Origin of the sequence: Paenibacillus sp. OK060 (assembly GCF_900101205.1) — a bacterium.
GTDB lineage: Bacteria > Bacillota > Bacilli > Paenibacillales > Paenibacillaceae > Paenibacillus > Paenibacillus marchantiae.
In genome coordinates, this window is sequence record NZ_FNFR01000003.1 from 448,337 (window position 1) to 465,254 (window position 16,918).

Annotated in this window: 17 protein-coding genes; 5 read left to right on the forward strand and 12 right to left on the reverse strand. The window is 48.6% G+C overall.

The features are described 5' to 3' along the window. Positions 1-5: 5 nt before the first annotated feature. The 7 genes from BLS14_RS13695 to BLS14_RS13720 all read right to left on the reverse strand — a co-directional run bounded on the left by BLS14_RS13695 (position 6) and on the right by BLS14_RS13720 (position 5,803). Positions 6-281: a hypothetical protein gene (locus tag BLS14_RS13695; protein ID WP_063567585.1), complete on the reverse strand. Its 276-nt coding sequence runs from the start codon at positions 279-281 to the stop codon at positions 6-8. After that, a complete protein-coding gene (locus tag BLS14_RS13700; protein WP_090809431.1) occupies positions 281-748 on the reverse strand; it encodes a hypothetical protein in 468 nt (155 codons plus the stop codon). Before BLS14_RS13700 ends, BLS14_RS13695 begins: the two co-directional genes overlap by 1 nt. Positions 749-1,161: 413 nt before the next feature. Further along, on the reverse strand, positions 1,162-3,096 hold the full coding sequence (gene abc-f / locus BLS14_RS13705; protein WP_090952274.1) for a ribosomal protection-like ABC-F family protein: 1,935 nt from the start codon (positions 3,094-3,096) through the stop codon (positions 1,162-1,164). Between the two features lie 98 nt (positions 3,097-3,194). Next, the gene (locus tag BLS14_RS32565) at positions 3,195-3,356 is read right to left on the reverse strand and encodes a hypothetical protein (protein WP_162842465.1); all 162 of its coding nucleotides are present in this window, start codon (positions 3,354-3,356) and stop codon (positions 3,195-3,197) included. Positions 3,357-3,467: 111 nt separating this feature from the next. Next, positions 3,468-3,752, reverse strand: coding sequence for a hypothetical protein (locus tag BLS14_RS13710; protein ID WP_063567583.1), 285 nt, complete (start codon positions 3,750-3,752; stop codon positions 3,468-3,470). 53 nt (positions 3,753-3,805) lie between these two features. Continuing rightward, entirely contained in the window at positions 3,806-4,804 is a 999-nt protein-coding gene (locus tag BLS14_RS13715; protein WP_063567582.1) for a glycosyltransferase, read from the reverse strand. Positions 4,805-4,831: 27 nt separating this feature from the next. Further along, a complete protein-coding gene (locus BLS14_RS13720; RefSeq protein ID WP_176854507.1) occupies positions 4,832-5,803 on the reverse strand; it encodes a phosphotransferase family protein in 972 nt (323 codons plus the stop codon). Between the two features lie 223 nt (positions 5,804-6,026). On the opposite strand from BLS14_RS13720, the gene BLS14_RS13725 reads away from it, so the two are divergent. Beyond that, entirely contained in the window at positions 6,027-6,638 is a 612-nt protein-coding gene (locus BLS14_RS13725; protein ID WP_090952277.1) for a TetR/AcrR family transcriptional regulator, read from the forward strand. Between the two features lie 207 nt (positions 6,639-6,845). Continuing rightward, entirely contained in the window at positions 6,846-7,427 is a 582-nt protein-coding gene (locus tag BLS14_RS13730; protein ID WP_083584685.1) for an NAD(P)H-dependent oxidoreductase, read from the forward strand. Between the two features lie 212 nt (positions 7,428-7,639). Here BLS14_RS13730 and BLS14_RS13735 read toward each other — a convergent pair whose 3' ends face one another. The 5 genes from BLS14_RS13735 to BLS14_RS13755 all read right to left on the reverse strand — a co-directional run bounded on the left by BLS14_RS13735 (position 7,640) and on the right by BLS14_RS13755 (position 13,043). Then, positions 7,640-8,581, reverse strand: coding sequence for a glycoside hydrolase family 113 (locus BLS14_RS13735; RefSeq protein ID WP_090952667.1), 942 nt, complete (start codon positions 8,579-8,581; stop codon positions 7,640-7,642). Between the two features lie 116 nt (positions 8,582-8,697). Continuing rightward, complete coding sequence (locus BLS14_RS13740) at positions 8,698-9,735, reverse strand: glycoside hydrolase family 130 protein (RefSeq protein WP_072733776.1); 1,038 nt, start codon at positions 9,733-9,735, stop codon at positions 8,698-8,700. Between the two features lie 22 nt (positions 9,736-9,757). Continuing rightward, a complete protein-coding gene (locus BLS14_RS13745) occupies positions 9,758-10,597 on the reverse strand; it encodes a carbohydrate ABC transporter permease (RefSeq protein ID WP_063567578.1) in 840 nt (279 codons plus the stop codon). Beyond that, entirely contained in the window at positions 10,594-11,481 is an 888-nt protein-coding gene (locus tag BLS14_RS13750) for a carbohydrate ABC transporter permease (protein ID WP_062323195.1), read from the reverse strand. Before BLS14_RS13750 ends, BLS14_RS13745 begins: the two co-directional genes overlap by 4 nt. A 248-nt stretch (positions 11,482-11,729) precedes the next feature. Beyond that, a complete protein-coding gene (locus tag BLS14_RS13755) occupies positions 11,730-13,043 on the reverse strand; it encodes an ABC transporter substrate-binding protein (RefSeq protein WP_063567577.1) in 1,314 nt (437 codons plus the stop codon). A 223-nt stretch (positions 13,044-13,266) separates the two neighbouring features. On the opposite strand from BLS14_RS13755, the gene BLS14_RS13760 reads away from it, so the two are divergent. The 3 genes from BLS14_RS13760 to BLS14_RS13770 all read left to right on the forward strand — a co-directional run bounded on the left by BLS14_RS13760 (position 13,267) and on the right by BLS14_RS13770 (position 16,852). Continuing rightward, entirely contained in the window at positions 13,267-14,448 is a 1,182-nt protein-coding gene (locus tag BLS14_RS13760; protein ID WP_090952280.1) for an AGE family epimerase/isomerase, read from the forward strand. Between the two features lie 2 nt (positions 14,449-14,450). Then, positions 14,451-15,635: a glycoside hydrolase family 130 protein gene (locus tag BLS14_RS13765; RefSeq protein WP_090952282.1), complete on the forward strand. Its 1,185-nt coding sequence runs from the start codon at positions 14,451-14,453 to the stop codon at positions 15,633-15,635. 203 nt (positions 15,636-15,838) lie between these two features. Continuing rightward, positions 15,839-16,852 carry a LacI family DNA-binding transcriptional regulator gene (locus tag BLS14_RS13770; RefSeq protein ID WP_072733779.1) on the forward strand — a complete coding sequence of 338 codons (1,014 nt, stop codon included), beginning with the start codon at positions 15,839-15,841 and terminating at the stop codon, positions 16,850-16,852. Positions 16,853-16,918: the final 66 nt, after the last annotated feature.

Sequence of the window (16,918 nt, forward strand, 5' to 3'; positions counted from 1 at the left end):
AGGTTCTAACCTCCCGAACTGCGGAAGAAGCTGCCAAAGCCGCTCGATTTTGAACTGGATTTGCTGTAGGAACTGCTGTCCTTGTTGCTCCGATAGGACGATCCGCCACCGTAATAATAGTGCCCACTGCTGGAGTCATATTCACATCCGGTATCGTATTCCGGGTCACACTCATCGCTATTGCTGCTACAACCGGATAATACGGCTGGAACCGCAAGCATTAGCGAGAAGGCAACCAGCTTGGCGCGTGATCCAGGTTTGGGTTTGGGATTTTCGTCCATTACAAATCTACCTCCTTCATAAAAAACAACACTTTCTTGCGATCCGCATCCAACACGGAATACACAAATTCATAGGTCGTACCGCCCCGGACCATGTAATGGTCCAGCAGTTGCTCGGCAAGCTCCATCGTGTACGAGGAGGATTCTGCCAAGTCCAATTCCTGAAATGCACACCCATTCCACAGCATGTATTCCGCACTGTACATGGAGGACATTTTACACATTGCCAGTGCAGCGTCCGCAATCGCTGTACCGTATTCCGCAGGTTTTTGATTGTCATACTCGGTCACGTAAACTGCATGCTCCCGACGATCCTCGCATTCATTGGACAGATGCGCCCAGAGCTTATTTTTCATCAGGGTAGCATCGACCAGCTTGCGCATGAAAAGCTCATCGCGAGTACCTGATACCTGCTCCAGTACGCCCGTCTCCACCTGCCGGTCATCCGACCAGTTCCGATAAGTCAATGAATAATAAATATCGATAACCTGCCTTTCTGTGAGCTCTAAGAGGAGCCGTTTCAATACACACAAACGTATTTAACGCATGAGAAGGAAAAAAGTTACACTATTCCCGATGACATGTAAAAAAGCATTTTGCATAAATCCCAAGAGTGGTTTTCAATCAGCAAGATATAGATCGAAATGAATCTATTCGTCTAGATCTTTTGCCCGCGAACAATAAGAATCGAATTATGCAAAATGCTAGTAAAGATAAGATTGTGGCGATACACAATTTTACCAGCTAATCACCTCGGATATCATCCCGTTATAAAGCTAACTTTGAAAATCAAAAAGGCCAGAAATCTCCCTCCGGCCTTCTTTCCTTCTTCATCTATTTCAAGATCTATTTCAAGATAAGTTCCGTAATCTGACCTGTCTCACAGCTCTGCCCACTGGGCCAACATATCATTGTATTCACCAGACAATTGCTCGCGTTCGTTCCACACTTGCTCCAGCTCGTTTGGATTATCCTGCAAGGATTCAAGCTGACGATCCATCTCCTGGATTTGCCCTTCAAGACGGGCCAATCTCTGCTCCAATTGTTCAGCGGACAGCTTTTTGGAAGTGGCCGTTGTATTAAGCGTGCTACCGGACTTCGTCTCCTGTTTCGGTTTTGAACTCCCACGTGATGGAGTGGCAACAACTGCTATATGCTGATTTGCCGCGGCTGCGCGGATTTGCAGATCAAGCTTCTTCTCGCGATAGGCTTCATAGTCTCCCAGATAAGCGGTCATCCGCCCATTCTCCAGTTCCCACACGCGGGAAGCAAGTCGATTGACGAAGTAGCGGTCATGCGAGATGGCAAGCACCGTGCCTTCGAAATCAACAAGCGACTCTTCGAGCGCTTCCCTTGAAGCGATATCCAGATGGTTGGTCGGTTCATCCAGCAGAAGCACATTCGGCTTGCGCTGAACCAGCAGAGCCAGCCTTAGCCGTGTCCATTCCCCACCGGATAACTGTCCTACCGAGCGAAATACATCTGCTCCATAGAATAGATATCGGGCCAAAATGCCGCGTGCTTCTCCTTCTTCCACGCCCGCTTCCAGACGGAAGTACTCCAACACATTCAGCTTCGGATTGGAAGGCTCCTCCTGCTGGGCCAGATAGCCAACATCTACACGTGCACCCCACTCCAGGTTGCCTGCACTGGGTTGTTCCTCGCCCAGCAACAGCTTGAACAACGTTGTTTTGCCTGAACCATTGCGTCCAATAAGGGCAATTTTGTCGCCATATTCGAGCAATCCTGATACACCGCGCAGAATTGGACGTTCTCCATAAGCCTTTTCGACCTGTTCCATAACGGCCACTCGTTTTCCCGTACGGTCTGTAGGGCGTACATCGAAGTCGGCGTTACGCCGCTCCAGTACCGGGCGTTTCACCTGTTCCATCCGTTCGATTGCTTTACGCATCGAAGCTGCACGCCGGAAGAACTTTTCATTACCCCCGACTCGGCCCCATTCTTCCAGTTGGCGGATCGTTTCTTTCATTTTTTTGATCACCTTCTGCTGCTCTTTGAACTCCTCGAATTGCTGCATCAGTCGTTGTTCCTTCACTTTCATATATTCCGTATAACCACCAGCTGACGTCTGCGCTTCTCCATCCTCCAGTTCTAACGTCCGGGATGCTACACGGTCCAAAAAGTAGCGATCATGTGAGATCAGAATTATCGTACCTGTGTAGTCACGCAAAAATCCTTCCAGCCATTCCACCCGCTCCAGATCAAGGTGGTTGGTCGGCTCATCCAGCAATAACAGATCAGGCCTTACAATTAGCTGTGAAGCCAGCACAACCCGGGTCTGTTCTCCACCAGACAACGAACCAAACCGCCATCCGTAATGCTCCTTCGCAATATCCAGACCGTCCGCCACCTGATCGATCCGGGCATCCATTTCATATCCACCCTCGCGCTCGAACTGGTCCTGCAATGCCGCGTACCGCTTCAACAGTCGCTCCAATTGGTTCGGATCGGATGCACATTCCGGATCGGACATCTGCTGCTCCATATCCTTCATTTGACTCCGGCACGCCATAAGCTCCCTGAATCCAAGACTCAGCACATCCAGCACTGTGTAATCGTCCATTCCTTCCGGCACCTGAGCGACGTAACCAATACGTGTATCCTTCTTGATCATCAATTGTCCTTCATCCGGCTGGCTCAGTCGTGCCATCAGACGCATCAATGTCGTTTTACCGCTGCCGTTGCGGCCGATCAGGGCGACCTTGTCGCCCTCCATAATTTCAAACGTAATGCCGTCCAGCACCAGATGTGCTCCGTGGTATTGAGTCAGTTGTTGCGCGCTAATAATCATCATAATAAGGTTCCTCCTATGGATTGGAAGATCCTGACCGCAACACAAAAAGAGCCGCAGGAGGTTAGCTCCGCGGCCCTTCAGAATTCAAGCAATATCGCTTATCGTCCGAATGAGGTCAAGGCAGGCATCTTCTCGCAAATGTTAATTTCCGTATATTCAAAATTGGACAGACTTCTCCCATTGGTCAGAAAAGTATGAACAATGCCAGCCATAGCAATCGGCAGCTGGCTAATACGGTTGTTAAGCATCTCGTGATTCACCTGTCTTCACCTCCCTTGTCATAATTAATGTCAATATATCACAGACGAATGCATTCCTGCAACCGCCCTATCGTCCAATTCACTCTTACTGTACAGCAGCTAACCCTCCGATTAATTCCGTCTCCGACGCCGAAACACTACATCCGTAATCGCCACCGTAATTAGTGTCAACATTCCCGCTGCACCCAGCGATGCACCAAGCAAGGCATAACCGATACCGTTCCACCCGCCAATCTCAATGCTAATCATGATCACAACGGCTCCGCCGAGCAAGGCCACACATGGCAGTATATATTGAACACCGGTCATTCGACGTCCCTGCAACCGATAGATAAGCCATTCGATCAGCAGCTGCACAGCCCACATGCCAAGCGTCCACAGGATGAGTACTTCCATAAGGTTCTCCTCCTTCTTGCTGAATGGTTAGAGCCTTCGCTACAGACCTCTCATTACTTCAACCAGTTGGCAAAGAACTCCCGGTATCCCTCTTTCATGATCGTGCGCGAAAAAGCACCAAAGGCATACTCACGGTTGTCTTCCGACACACTGCGCGGTGCAGCAGCAGCCATGTTCACCAGTTCAAACCAGTTATCCTCATTGCCTGCAAAGGCATGCGTTGATCGAATGTGACCATAGCAGGCATGCTCCGGCTTCACAACCATTTTGCCCATCGCCATGGCTTCAGTCAGCGGCATCGCAAACGTATCAAAGGCCGAACAGCTCCAATACACCTTGGACGAGTTCATCAGGGTAAATACTTCATCCTGTGTCAGCGCAAATTGCAATTTTACATTGTCCGGAATGTTGTATTTCTTCATGCTTTCCTCATAGCGGCGACCGCCGAATACCATGTATACTTCCTTGTCCGGGTTCTGCCGGGCATATTCCAGCACCAGATCCGGGCGACGATTCGCTTCATCCCGACCGATCCAGAGCACGCGATTATGCACAACCTGACTCGGGTCGTAGTGGCGGTTTGCGAGCTCTTCGCTAAAGCCAATCGGGATAACGTTCACGTCATGTACACCGAAATTGCGGCCCAATTCTGTTTTTAGGAACTCCGTCTGCACAATCGCTTTATCCACCATCGTATAAAATGGCTTCATCATCTCATACCCCGTCAGCGCCGGGTCGGGAAAGCTGTGCGGGAACAACACACTCTTCGGTAAAAACATCTTCAAAAACGTAAACCCGGATACGGTGTAGATGACATGCTCTATATTTTGGCTATATATCTGGTCCAGTACGATATCATAGTTCACCAGGTCGCCTTTCTCATGCTCATAACCCGGCAACCAGTCATACCCGCTAACATGGCGCTCCGGCGAGATGAACACAATCTCCACGCCCAGCTCCAGCCCGATCTGCTTCAATCGATCCGCAAATACGCGCGGGCCCTGTGCCTCCGTGAATTGAATTTTACGCATTACGAGTCCTACTTTACGCATGTTCTGCACCCCTCATTTCTATTCCCTTCAACACTGCTTCATGCACTGTTTCAGCGTCATTGCCGTCTCGTGCCACTGGTTCCGCAGCTGTTCCTCCGGCCATACACAGTCTGCACTTCTTAGATCCCCATCAATCAGACGCAGCATCCAGAGCGAGAATACAATGGCATATGCGCGGTACCACTTTTTAAAAGAAACCCGTTCAACCTGAACGCTATGGCGCTCCAGCCCGTCCAGATAAACATCGATAATCCGCTCCCGCAGCTCAGGCGTAACGGTTCTCGGGAACAGCGGATGCGATAGATCCACCAGATGATACACGTCCCAAAGAGCCGTATTCAGATGCGCATGCTCCCAATCGATAATCACCAGCCTGCCATTCACATCCGCCATGTTGCCGGGATGCAGATCTCCGTGACACAAAACACGAGGTAACTCCTCCTCTGCCGTATGGATTAGCACGGCGATGTTGTGCCAATCCGATGGTGACAGCGTGATCTCCAGTTTAGATAACAAATCAGCGGTGGATTCCTTTTGCCCAAGCAGATCATCCAGCATGTCCCGAATTGGCGGTTTCTGACCGACCCGGGGCAGCTCACCCCAATCTGCAACAGATAACGTGTGCCACTCCGCCATATGTACAGCAGCAGCCAGCATCGTCTCTTCCCGCGAATCATGCACCAGTTCGCCCAGATCCTCATAGATGATCCAGCTCTGTTTTGCGTTAATTTCACGGTCTGATGCAGCAATCAGCGCTGGATAGATAGGGGGCAATACAGACAGCACATGCCTCGACATCCATTGCTCGCGCCCATATTGCTCAGGATTAGTTAGCGGTTTGAAAATATAACTTTCCCCTGTATGAACAGTGAAACGCTCCACATACTTGCCATTCATGCCTTTGTAGAGCTGTTCCCTGCTTGTTATATATTGTTCATTCAACGTCCCTTCTGGAGTCACCCAGCGATGCGCCTGCACGTCTTCATTCACGCCATTCACCTTCCATTTCGTCCCCAGGCTTGGAGCTGGTGCTATTCATGTTTGCCTTTGCAGCCCTACTTCTGTCCACGCTCCGTGCCCATCTATCCGTTAGTATTTCTATCCATCATACGTTGCCGTTCACAAGCCTGCAAGCTTTGAGCGACAACACTTTTCGTAGCATTAAATAAGAGATTTCGAAATGTCAGTTGCAATTTAGTTAGTAATCACTTACTATACAATCATGAAGAACAAACCTCATGTTGACAGCAAAAAGAAAGACATCCTACAAGCGGCGATGCGCTTGTTTGCAACCAAAGGCGTTGACGGCATTTCCGTCAAAGAGATCGGTGACGCCGCCGGAGTAACGGATGCGGCGATCTACAAACATTTTAAAAACAAAGATGCCGTTGCCCTTGAGGCCTTCACCCAATATTGCGCGGACTATACCACCCTCATTGACGGGTATGTTCGCCAGGAGGGCCCGGTGCTGGAACGCTTCCAGCAACTGATTACCGAAGTTCTCCACCTGCATGATGAAGATCCCTACGGACTGCTGTTAATTTCACAAAATCACGAGATTTTCATTGAAGCTGGAAGCAGTGAAGATTACCGCCAGCCGCTGGATGCGTTGATTGATCTAATCGATCAGGGGATTATGCGAGGTGAACTGCCCGCTCAGGATTCTCGGCTAACTGCCGTTTTGGTCATTGGTGCCATTACACGCATGGCCGTATCTAGTATGCAGGGTGAACTGCCGGAGCTGCTTGTTCCATACACCGGGGAGACCGTTCACCGTCTTGTGTCGATGTTGGGCCAGGGGGCAAATGATATGGGGCAGAAGCGGGCGGAATAGCTTTGCGAAGATCGTTCCGGTCTGTCGGCGATCAAGAGATGCATCTGATCGCACAGTGCTCCTGTGTAAAAACATTCTTTTAAATTAGAAGCGCCGGCTTCAACTGACTTTCAGGAGGTTCCTGAATATTTACCAGGTCATTCGTGACCTTTTCTTTTTGTACATGAGGTTAGTGTTCATTAACTAAAATAGTCAGGACGTGTCATCATTATGAAGAAAATATTAATTATTCAAGGCAACCCCGTCTCCCCAAGTTACAATGGCGCAATCGCCGAAGCTTATCGTAAAGGCGCTGTGCAGGCAGGTGCCGAGGTTCGCATGATCACCCTGAACGAACTAGAGTTCAACATGAATTTAGAGGGAGGCTATCGTAATAAACTGCCGCTCGAACCGGACTTGCTGGAAGCCCAAGAGGCCATTAAGTGGGCAGAGCATCTCGTATGGGTGTTTCCGATTTGGTGGGGAGGACCACCAGCTTTGTTCAAAGGATTCATCGACCGCATCTTCATGCCAGGCTATGCCTTCAAGTATCACAAAGGTAAACTTTTCCCGGATCAACTGCTCAAAGGTCGCTCCGCACGCATGATCACCACCATGGATGGTCCGAACTGGTACTACAAATGGTTCCAGGGTGAACCTGCACACAAAATGATGAAGATCTCCACCTTTGCTCTGACAGGCATCAAACCTGTGCGCATAACACCTGTAGATCTGGTCGGCAAACAGTCCGAGGAACAGAGAAAGAAATGGCTGGAGAAAATTGAGCAGCTTGGACAGAAATTGGGGTAAACAAACAACTCGTTCTTGAAGGGATTTTCATATAATGTTATCACTAAATTAAACGATATATTCTTCTAACAATTTATATTCGAGACTATTTACATTTAATAGAAAGAAATTAAACTTAACCAAAAAAGATACTGCGTGCATAAGCACAGCAGTATCTTTGTCCATATATAAACGCTATTCAAGTAGATGGGATAACTCAACTCCAAGACAGACTAAGCTTCCAATGCAATGCCTTCATAGAACCGACGAATGACCTTCTCGGCTGGTTTACCATAAACTCCGTATCCATCATCACTCAAGGCATCTTGCTCCTGATGCAGATTTGCGCTCCAGTCCCACAGACCAAAGCCTCGTACCCAGTCCCGCTTACTTCCATGACGGAACATGGCTTCATAGAACTGCTCCTGCTCCTCCGCGCTGACCGCACCTTCTAACCCCCAGTCATTCGGCACCTGTGCCGATCCACTACGGCTAGGGCAGCCCGCTTCTGCGAAGAAAAAAGGTTTGCCGTAGGGTGCAATGACCTGTTCAATCCGATCCAGCTGCGCCTCCCAATCCCCAATCGGATAGTAACCGCTGGAGGAAATGACGTCTACGGCATCCCACCATTTCACTTGCCCTTCCTGATACTTGTCGGTGTTGTAGGATACTAGCCCGGAATACACTTCACGCACTCCCGCGATGACCTCGCGCCATTCCTCGCTCCGACGCTCAGACTGCACCATCTCACAGCCCACGATGAACATCTCGCATTTCTCTCGTTCTGCAATGGCTGCATAATGCTTCTGATACACGGTATAACTGCGGAACCAGTCTTTCCATTTCGGCTCACACGGCACATCGATATCAAAGAAGTTAATGTGTGCACGCCATGTGCCATCGGTGCAATTGACGGTTGGTTTCAGAATGACCCGCAGTCCCAGTGTGCGGGCATAACGTATCATATCCACCAATTCATCGTCTTCCACCATATGTTCACCCTCATATTTGACCTTTACAGCCTGCGGATGATCCTGATGTGCCGCCAGTGCAAAAATAACATGCGAACTGCCAGTGCGTTCAGCCATCAGACGCAAGGATTCTTTCGCTTCAGGCTTGCGGAAGTCTCCCCTGCCACTCATCCAGCCAAATGTAAATCCCTTGATGTATTCCATATGCATTATTCCGCAATGCCCCTTTTTCAATTAATGTAAAATGAATGACCGAATGTATAACACGTCCCACTACGATTGCAGTACCATCAGCTTTTTTTAAAATTGTTTCACTTCAATTATAATTTGCCTTCCTCACGGTCTCCGGCAATGACTTCGTCGGTCTCGATAACGTAGTTCACAATCTCTTCGACAGTGGTATAAGCCACTCCAACGTATGTGTCGGCTGCACCATAATAGATGGCAATCCGTCCTGTCTCTGCATCATGCAATGTGGCGCATGGGAAGACGACATTGTCCACAAAGCCTTGCTCCTCATACCATTTTTCCGGGGTCAGTACGAAGTTGGAGGAACGATATTTCACTTTGGATGGCTCATCCAGATCCAGAATGACTGCGCCCATACTATAAACAAAACCATTGCACGTTCCGGTTACGCCGTGGTAGAACATCAGCCAGCCTTCGGACGTTTCAATCGGTGCCGGACCGCCGCCAATTTTGACCGATTGCCACCAGCCTTGACCGCCTTTGCTCATGACATGACGGTGCTTGCCCCAGTACACGAGATCCGGACTTTCGCTCAGAAAAATGTCCCCGAACGGCGTATGTCCGCTGTCGCTTGGTCTGGACAACATCACATAGTTATCATTGATTTTGCGTGGAAACAACACGCCATTGCGGTTGAACGGAAGCATCGGATTTTCGAGACGTACAAACGTTTTGAAATCTTCCGTCTTCGCCAAGCCCAGCGCTGCACCGTAGAAATCGGTACACCAGATGATGTAATACGTATCTTCCACTTTCACCAGACGCGGGTCGTATGCATAGTTCGGCATGAAGGAATCGCCGTTCTCGTCCACAAAAGTTATTCGTTGTTCTTCAATATTCCACTTCAGGCCATCCTCACTGGATCCCATGTGCAGGTGTGGACGTCCATTAATGGTTTCTGCGCGAAATACTCCGATGAATTTCCCTTCATAAGGAATCACCGCACTGTTGAAAATACGGGCAACTCCCTTGACCGGGTTACGCGGCACAATCGGGTTGGCGGAGTGTCTCCATACCGGGCCTTCTGTTCCCTCCGGTTTATCCTCCCAAGGCATATTCGGCAATGCATCCCCAACAATGTGTACGTTTTTCGTATCAACAACTGTCATCGTTTCATTTCTCCCTTCGTTTTTATTTAACGGAGCCTTGTGCGAAGCCGTTGTAGATGTACTTCTGTAGCAGTAGGAAGATGATCATCGTTGGAATGATGGCGATCATGATACCTGCGCTGATGACCTCCCACTGTGATCCGAACGGTCCCTTGAATTTGAAAAGAGCCGTGGATATGACCTGCAGGTCTGTCTTGGGCATGTACAGGAATGGTGTGTAAAAGTCATTGTAGATGTTGACACCCTTCACGATAATGACCGTTACAATCGCTGGTTTCAGAAGTGGCAGAATGATTCTCCAATAGATTGTGAAGTAGGAAGCGCCGTCCAGCATGGCGGATTCATCCAATGCATTCGAGATGGAACCCAGGAATTGCAGGAAGATATATACCGCGATGATATCTGTACCAAGGTACATCACAATGGCTGCCCAGCGGGTATTGAACAGGTCGAGCGCATTGATGATCTGGAATGTGGCGACCTGCGTCGTCACACTCGGAATGAGGGTAGCGAGCAGAAACGCGGCGACCATAATTTTCTTGCCTTTGAATTTAAAACGATCCAGCACATACGCGATCATGGAACCTGTTAAAGTGGCACCCACGATGGAGATGATCAGGATGATAATCGTATTTTTGAAACCGACCAGCATGTTGCCGTCCACAAAAGCCTTGGTATAGTTCGCAAAGTTCAGCCAGTTGGCTGGTGGGGCTAGCGGACTGCTTGTCGCATATTCTGCATTGGTTTTGAGCGATGCAAACAGCACCACAACGATGGGTACAAGCGCAATGAACGCTGCGAGAATGAGTGAAGCATATTTAAATATGCTCGCAAGGGTATATTTGAATGGTTGCACGTTCATTCCTCCCCTTTCATGGTGACCCGCTGAACCAGCGTAACAAGAATGACAATAAACAGCAGCACAACAGCCATTGCCGATGCCAAGCCCAGCTTGCCGTACTTAAATGCCAAGTGAACGGTCTGAATCACAAACGTCTCACTGCCGTTGGAACCATCGGTCATAATGTATGGAATATCGAACGCACTGATTGCGCCGCTAATCGCCAAAATCAGGTTGAGCTGCAGGATGCGTGTGATACTCGGCAGGATGATATGGCGGAACTGCTGCCAGCGATTGGCTCCGTCAATATCCGACGCTTCATAGACATCTTTTTGAATGGAAGAGATCGCACCCAGGAAGATAATGAAGTTAAAGCCCATGTATCTCCATACCGATGCGCCTGCGAGCGACACGTTAATAATGTTCGGATTCCCAAGCCAGAGCTGAGTGTACTGCCCAAGACCGACTGCCTGCATGAGTGTATCGAGGGTCCCGTCCGGTTTGAAGAAAAAGAGGAAGATAAATCCGATGGCTACGCCATTCAGCAGATAGGGGAAGAACAATATGCCTTTGAAAAAGTTTTTGCCGCGGATTTTGAAGCTTAGAATCGTTGCAAAGTAGAGGGCCAGACCCATTTGTACGAAGGTAGCCACAAAATAATACAAACTGACAATAAACACTTTAAAATACTCAGGGTCACTGAATATCCGCGTGTAGTTCTCAAACCCCACATAGTCGAACCTTTTGCTGTATCCGTTCCAATCGGTGAAGCTGTATTTGAACATATTAATGACAGGCAAATAAGCAAACGTGAACAGCAGTGCCAGCGGAATGATTGAAAAGGCACAAATGATAAATATGCGTTGCGCTGAATAGCCCCAATTCGAAATCTTCAAGTATTTCATGCTCTCCACACCTCCAAGCGGTTCTGCCGCTTTTATATCGAAAGACTCCCGTCCAATGAACAAATCCGGCTGGATAATCAACCACCGAAGGTGGCATTTCACATCCGATATGCTGCTTCCAGATGCAAAATGCCGTAGGAAAAGGGGAGACCTTCTCCCCTCAGCCAAGGCATGGTGCCTCGCTGTATTTCAGCGGTGGTCGGCCAACAGGTAGCGCCTTTACAGATCGATGAATCCCCGCAATCTGCTTATTTCGCCAGTTCTGTCCGCGCTTTAACCCATTTATCATTCAGATCCTTCATGATGTCATCGTACGATTCGCTGCGATTACCGATGGCAGCTTCGATAATGCGTTTCTTGAAGTCAGGCTGCCAGAGGCCAATCTCGCCTTCGTTGTCGATTTTGTCAACCAGACCTTCCTGTCCTTCTTTGGCAGGAGTCAGTGTGGAGAATGTAACGTCTTTGTATTGATCCAAAATCGGTGGCAATTCCGCATTTTTGTCTGCGCTCATGCCTCCGCCTTGCTCAACCGCATAGTTTGATTTCGCGAGAAACCAGTCAATCCACGCTTTCGCAGCAGGTTTGTTCTCACTGTTCACGTTCATGCCGATGTTATAGTCTGCTGCGAGTGGAACGACAACATCACTTGCATTCGTAGGAAATGGCAAGAATCCGATATTATCCGGTGTATCCGTCAAGCCTTGAATTTGGGTAATCGCCCAAGATCCAAGCGCCATCGTTGCAATTTTCCCATTCGCCAGATCAGCCTTGGAGCTTTCCCAGTCGGTTGTGGTCGGATCTTTCTCAATCAGGCCATTCTTGGCTGCGTCGTAAAGCACTTTGTACAATTCATAGTGCGGCTTGCCAGCCACAAAGTTTTCATCCGTGTTCGGTTGGTCAATGTTTACGTAGTCCACACTGCCTGCAACCGTCGGCAGATCTGCTTCCCATTGTGTCAAAGCCCAGCCGGAGGCATAGTTGGTGTACAATGGAACTGCGTCCGTATTGTCTTTCACCAATTGCAGTGCAGCCTGGAACTGCTCAGGCGTTTTGGGAACTTCCGCAATGCCAGCGTCCTTGAACACCTGCTTGTTATAGATGATGCCAGAGAACGTGATAACGGTTGGAATTCCATATATCTGACCGTCCACCATACGTTCTTCGATGCCTGTGTACTTCTCTTTCAGCTCATCGTACGTGCCTAGTGGTTCAAAAAAGTCCGGAATGTCGGCAATCGGTACGCTGGTGGGGATCATCAGCACGTCACCATAATCTTTGGTACTCATACGAATCTTCACTTGTCCCTCATAATCGGCCAGTGCCTGGAAGTTTACTTTGACATCCGGGTATTCCTTATTGAACTCCGCGGCGTAATCTTTGAATACGCTATCAACAATATCTGTACGCTGCGTGAGAACGGTGATTTCGCCCTTAATATCCGCAGGATCTGTACTGATTTCCTCTCCTGCCTGTGGAGATCCACCCCCGGAAGAGCAAGCTGCGAGCAGAGAAGTGATGAGCAGCATGGTAAGCAGAAGCATCCAGCCTTTGTTTTTTCTCATTTGGTTCTACCCCTTTTCTAAGTTAATTTAAGTTATCGTTAAGGTTACAAAATGAATTTTATTATGGTAATGTTTACCTGTCAATTAAATTATTTATTACTTAGCAAAAGTTTTTATCACAAGATTCGTTGACAACGTATTTTCCCGACACTAATATTAATAAATAAAGTTAACGTTAACTTAAATATTAATTGAATCCTGTACTTTGAAGGAGCGCTCACTTATGACTCACACCAATGACATTAGAACTGAAATAAAAGAACACTGGGAAGGTCATATTCTGCCATTCTGGTCTGCCCTCAAAGATCATAACAACGGCGGATTCTACGGCTGGGTCGGTAATGACCTTCAGGTCGATCCACTCGCTCCCAAGGGCGGAATCGCCACGGCACGACAATTATGGTCCTTTGCAGCAGCCTACCGGGTAACCGGAAATGAAATCTGGCGTGATCACGCTGAACATGCTTACCGTTTTCTTGTGGACCATGTGATAGATACGGAGTATGGCGGCATGTACTGGATGGTGGATGCCAAAGGAGAACCAATGGACACGAGCAAGCATGTATATACGCAATCCTTCGGCGTCTACTCACTGAGTGAGTACTATCGTGCCACCGGGGATGCATCTGCTTTGGAACTTGCGAAAACGCTTTTTGCCCTGATAGAGGATCAAGGGCTGAATGCCGAATTACCTGCATACAAGGAACAATTTGATCGCTTCTGGAATGAACAGCCCAATGAAATGCTGAGCGAGAATGGTGTGATCGCGGATTACACGATGAATACGCATATTCACGTGTTGGAGGCCTATACCACGCTCTACCGAGTGTGGCCAGATCAGCAGGTGAAGACGGCGCTGGAACGCTTGCTCGGCATCTTATATGAACGGGTGTATGACAAAGACACGAAGTTTCTCGGGGTATTTTTCAACAAGGATTGGGACTCCATCATCGATCTACGCTCATTCGGGCATGACATTGAAGCCAGCTGGCTGATCGACGAAACGTTGAAAGTGCTGCGTCTGGATCAACACCCGGAGTATTCTGCGATGGTTACGGATATTGCCTATAACATTTCCAATGTGGCTGTACAGGCCGATGGCTCCCTGATGAATGAACAAGAGGGTGACCGTGTGGATGAGAAACGGATATGGTGGGTTCAGGCTGAGGCGATGGTCGGCTTCTACAACGCCTATGAGCGTACAGGTGATCCTTTGTTTTTGGAGAGAGTGGAACGCTTGTGGACATATACGAAGGAACATATTATCGATCACCGTGCTGGCGGGGAATGGTACTGGTCGGTAGACGGGGACGGCACGCCGGATCAAAGTGAAATCGCCGGACCGTGGAAATGCCCGTATCACAATAGCCGATTCTGCATTGAACTAATTGAGAGGATGGGATAACAATGATACACCCCAAATACAATGAATTATTGGAGCAACAGGAGCAGCTGCTTACGCGTCAAAATGAAATTGATTCTTCATTCTACAACGGCGTATATGATCGGTACCGTTATCCAGTAATCACACGACATCATGTACCGCTGCACTGGAGATTTGATCTGGACGAAACGACGAACCCCCACTTCATGGAGCGTCTGGGCATTAACGCTACGCTTAATCCGGGGGCCATCTATTTCAATGGCAAATATGTGATGGTCATCAGAACCGAGGGATTGGACCGCAAATCCATCTTTGCCCTAGCTGAGAGTGATAACGGTATCGACGGATTTCGCTTCACAGGCAAACCCTTAGTGTGGGAAGATATCGATGCCGACGAGACCAACCAGTATGATATGCGATTGGTTCAGCATGAAGATGGCTGGATCTATGGTATCTACTGTTCAGAGCGCAAAGACCCGGAAGCTCCGGCATTTGATACATCCAGTGCCGTAGCCCAGGCTGGACTTGTGCGGACACGAGATCTGATCAGCTGGGAGCGTCTACCCAACATCACAACCAACTCCCCTCAACAGCGAAATGTTGTATTGCACCCCGAATTTGTAAAGGGTAAATATGCGTTCTATACACGGCCACAAGACGGATTCATCTCCACAGGCAGCGGCGGCGGAATTGCCTTCGGAATGTGCAATGACATTCTGAATCCGGTAATTGATGAAGAGACAATTATCGATGAACGCAAATACCATACCGTATACGAAGTGAAAAATGGCCAGGGCCCTGCTCCGATCAAAACGGATCGCGGCTGGATTCACATTGCCCACGGGGTTCGCAACACGGCAGCGGGTCTTCGTTATGTGCTGTACACGTTCGCCACGGATCTGAATGATCCGGCACGCATCATCGCCAAGCCGGGCGGACATTTCATTGCTCCTTATGACGACGAGCGCGTAGGCGATGTGTCCAATGTTATTTTCTGCAATGGTGCGGTGGTCAACGAACAGGGTGAGGTCTTCATTTATTACGCATCCAGCGATACCCGCTGTCATGTGGCCACAACGACGCTGGATAAACTGGTCGATTACACCTTCAATACCCCATCTGATCCATACCGTTCCCTGGATTGTGCCAGCCAGCGCGGTGACCTGATTGAGCGGAATGAGAAGCTTCTCCAAAAGCAAATGGTTTAAAACTGAAGATCAGCCTTCAACGGAAAATGCGGCATGCTGAAAAATTAGCGCAGCGCTAACCAGAATTTCTTTATTCCATGTGGGTAACGATGTATACTAATATGGATTGTTGTTATGTTTGAAGGAAGCGCTAACCATAATGACAGCACATTGTACGTAAACCGGCTTGAAGGAGGCGACCAAAGCTGAAGAACAATATCACCATGCGGGATATCGCCGACAAGCTCGGAGTTAGCAGTGTGACGGTCTCGAAAGCATTAAATGATAAAGATGGCGTCAGTGGCGAATTGAAGGAAAAAATTAAAGTGCTTGCCGTTCAGATGGGCTATCGGTATAACGCCGCAGCCCGTTCGATGAAGGAAGGCCTGACTCATAATATTGGTGTTATTATCCCGGAGCGTTTTACCGGACCTACACAATCGTTCTATGTACGTGTATTCCAGCGCATCACCAAACATCTGGAGGATCAGGGGTACTACGGTATTCTGCATATTCTGAATGTTCAGGACGAAGAGGAATTAATACTACCGAAGCTCTATAGTGACAACAAAGTGGATGGTTTCATTGTGCTTGGACAAGTCAGCAAGGAATATATCGAGCTGGTCCAGTCGATGGAGGTACCCAAAATGTTTCTCGATTTCTACGATGAGCATTCTGATATTGATTCTGTCGTTACCGATAACTTTTACGCTGCTTATGAGCTGACAAACGTTCTGGTACAGCAGGGACACCGCCGCATCGCTTATGTGGGGAATCTCTATTCTACTAGCAGCATTCAGGACCGATTCCTCGGTTATTACAAATCATTGCTGGAGCATCGGTTGCCGATGAATCCGGATCTTGTGCTTAATGACCGCGATGAGCGAGGTACGTTTATTGAAATTGATCTGCCAGAGCAGCTGCCTACGGCATTTGTATGCAACTGTGATCAGGTGGCCCATCTGCTCGTTCAGAAACTGACTTCACTGGGTATTCAGGTTCCTGCACAATGCTCCGTGGTTGGGTTCGATAATGATATCTATGCCACACTCTCCGAGCCCAAATTAACTACGGTTGAAGTCGATGTCGAACAGATGGCGCGCACTGCGGTTCATTCCATGCTCAAAAAGATTGATAACCCGAGTCGCAGCTTCGGCCGCGTACACGTGAAGGGTAATATCATTTATCGTGATTCGGTAACTGCTGCACCTGCCCTTTCGGATAACGTATCTAACTAAAAAGGAACGAAGACTTCCCGTTCCACAAAAAGAGTGCTCCCGGCCATTACGGCTGCAGGAGCACTC

Excerpts from the sequence above, each read along its gene's own strand:
- BLS14_RS13695 (WP_063567585.1), bottom strand. The coding sequence starts at position 281 with ATGGACGAAAATCCCAAACCCAAACCTGGATCACGCGCCAAGCTGGTT.
- abc-f (WP_090952274.1), bottom strand. The coding sequence starts at position 3,096 with ATGATGATTATTAGCGCGCAACAACTGACTCAATACCACGGAGCACAT.
- BLS14_RS13710 (WP_063567583.1), bottom strand. The coding sequence starts at position 3,752 with ATGGAAGTACTCATCCTGTGGACGCTTGGCATGTGGGCTGTGCAGCTG.
- BLS14_RS13715 (WP_063567582.1), bottom strand. The coding sequence starts at position 4,804 with ATGCGTAAAGTAGGACTCGTAATGCGTAAAATTCAATTCACGGAGGCA.
- BLS14_RS13725 (WP_090952277.1), top strand. The coding sequence starts at position 6,027 with ATGAAGAACAAACCTCATGTTGACAGCAAAAAGAAAGACATCCTACAA.
- BLS14_RS13735 (WP_090952667.1), bottom strand. The coding sequence starts at position 8,581 with ATGGAATACATCAAGGGATTTACATTTGGCTGGATGAGTGGCAGGGGA.
- BLS14_RS13740 (WP_072733776.1), bottom strand. The coding sequence starts at position 9,735 with ATGACAGTTGTTGATACGAAAAACGTACACATTGTTGGGGATGCATTG.
- BLS14_RS13745 (WP_063567578.1), bottom strand. The coding sequence starts at position 10,597 with ATGAACGTGCAACCATTCAAATATACCCTTGCGAGCATATTTAAATAT.
- BLS14_RS13750 (WP_062323195.1), bottom strand. The coding sequence starts at position 11,481 with ATGAAATACTTGAAGATTTCGAATTGGGGCTATTCAGCGCAACGCATA.
- BLS14_RS13755 (WP_063567577.1), bottom strand. The coding sequence starts at position 13,043 with ATGAGAAAAAACAAAGGCTGGATGCTTCTGCTTACCATGCTGCTCATC.
- BLS14_RS13760 (WP_090952280.1), top strand. The coding sequence starts at position 13,267 with ATGACTCACACCAATGACATTAGAACTGAAATAAAAGAACACTGGGAA.
- BLS14_RS13765 (WP_090952282.1), top strand. The coding sequence starts at position 14,451 with ATGATACACCCCAAATACAATGAATTATTGGAGCAACAGGAGCAGCTG.
- BLS14_RS13770 (WP_072733779.1), top strand. The coding sequence starts at position 15,839 with ATGCGGGATATCGCCGACAAGCTCGGAGTTAGCAGTGTGACGGTCTCG.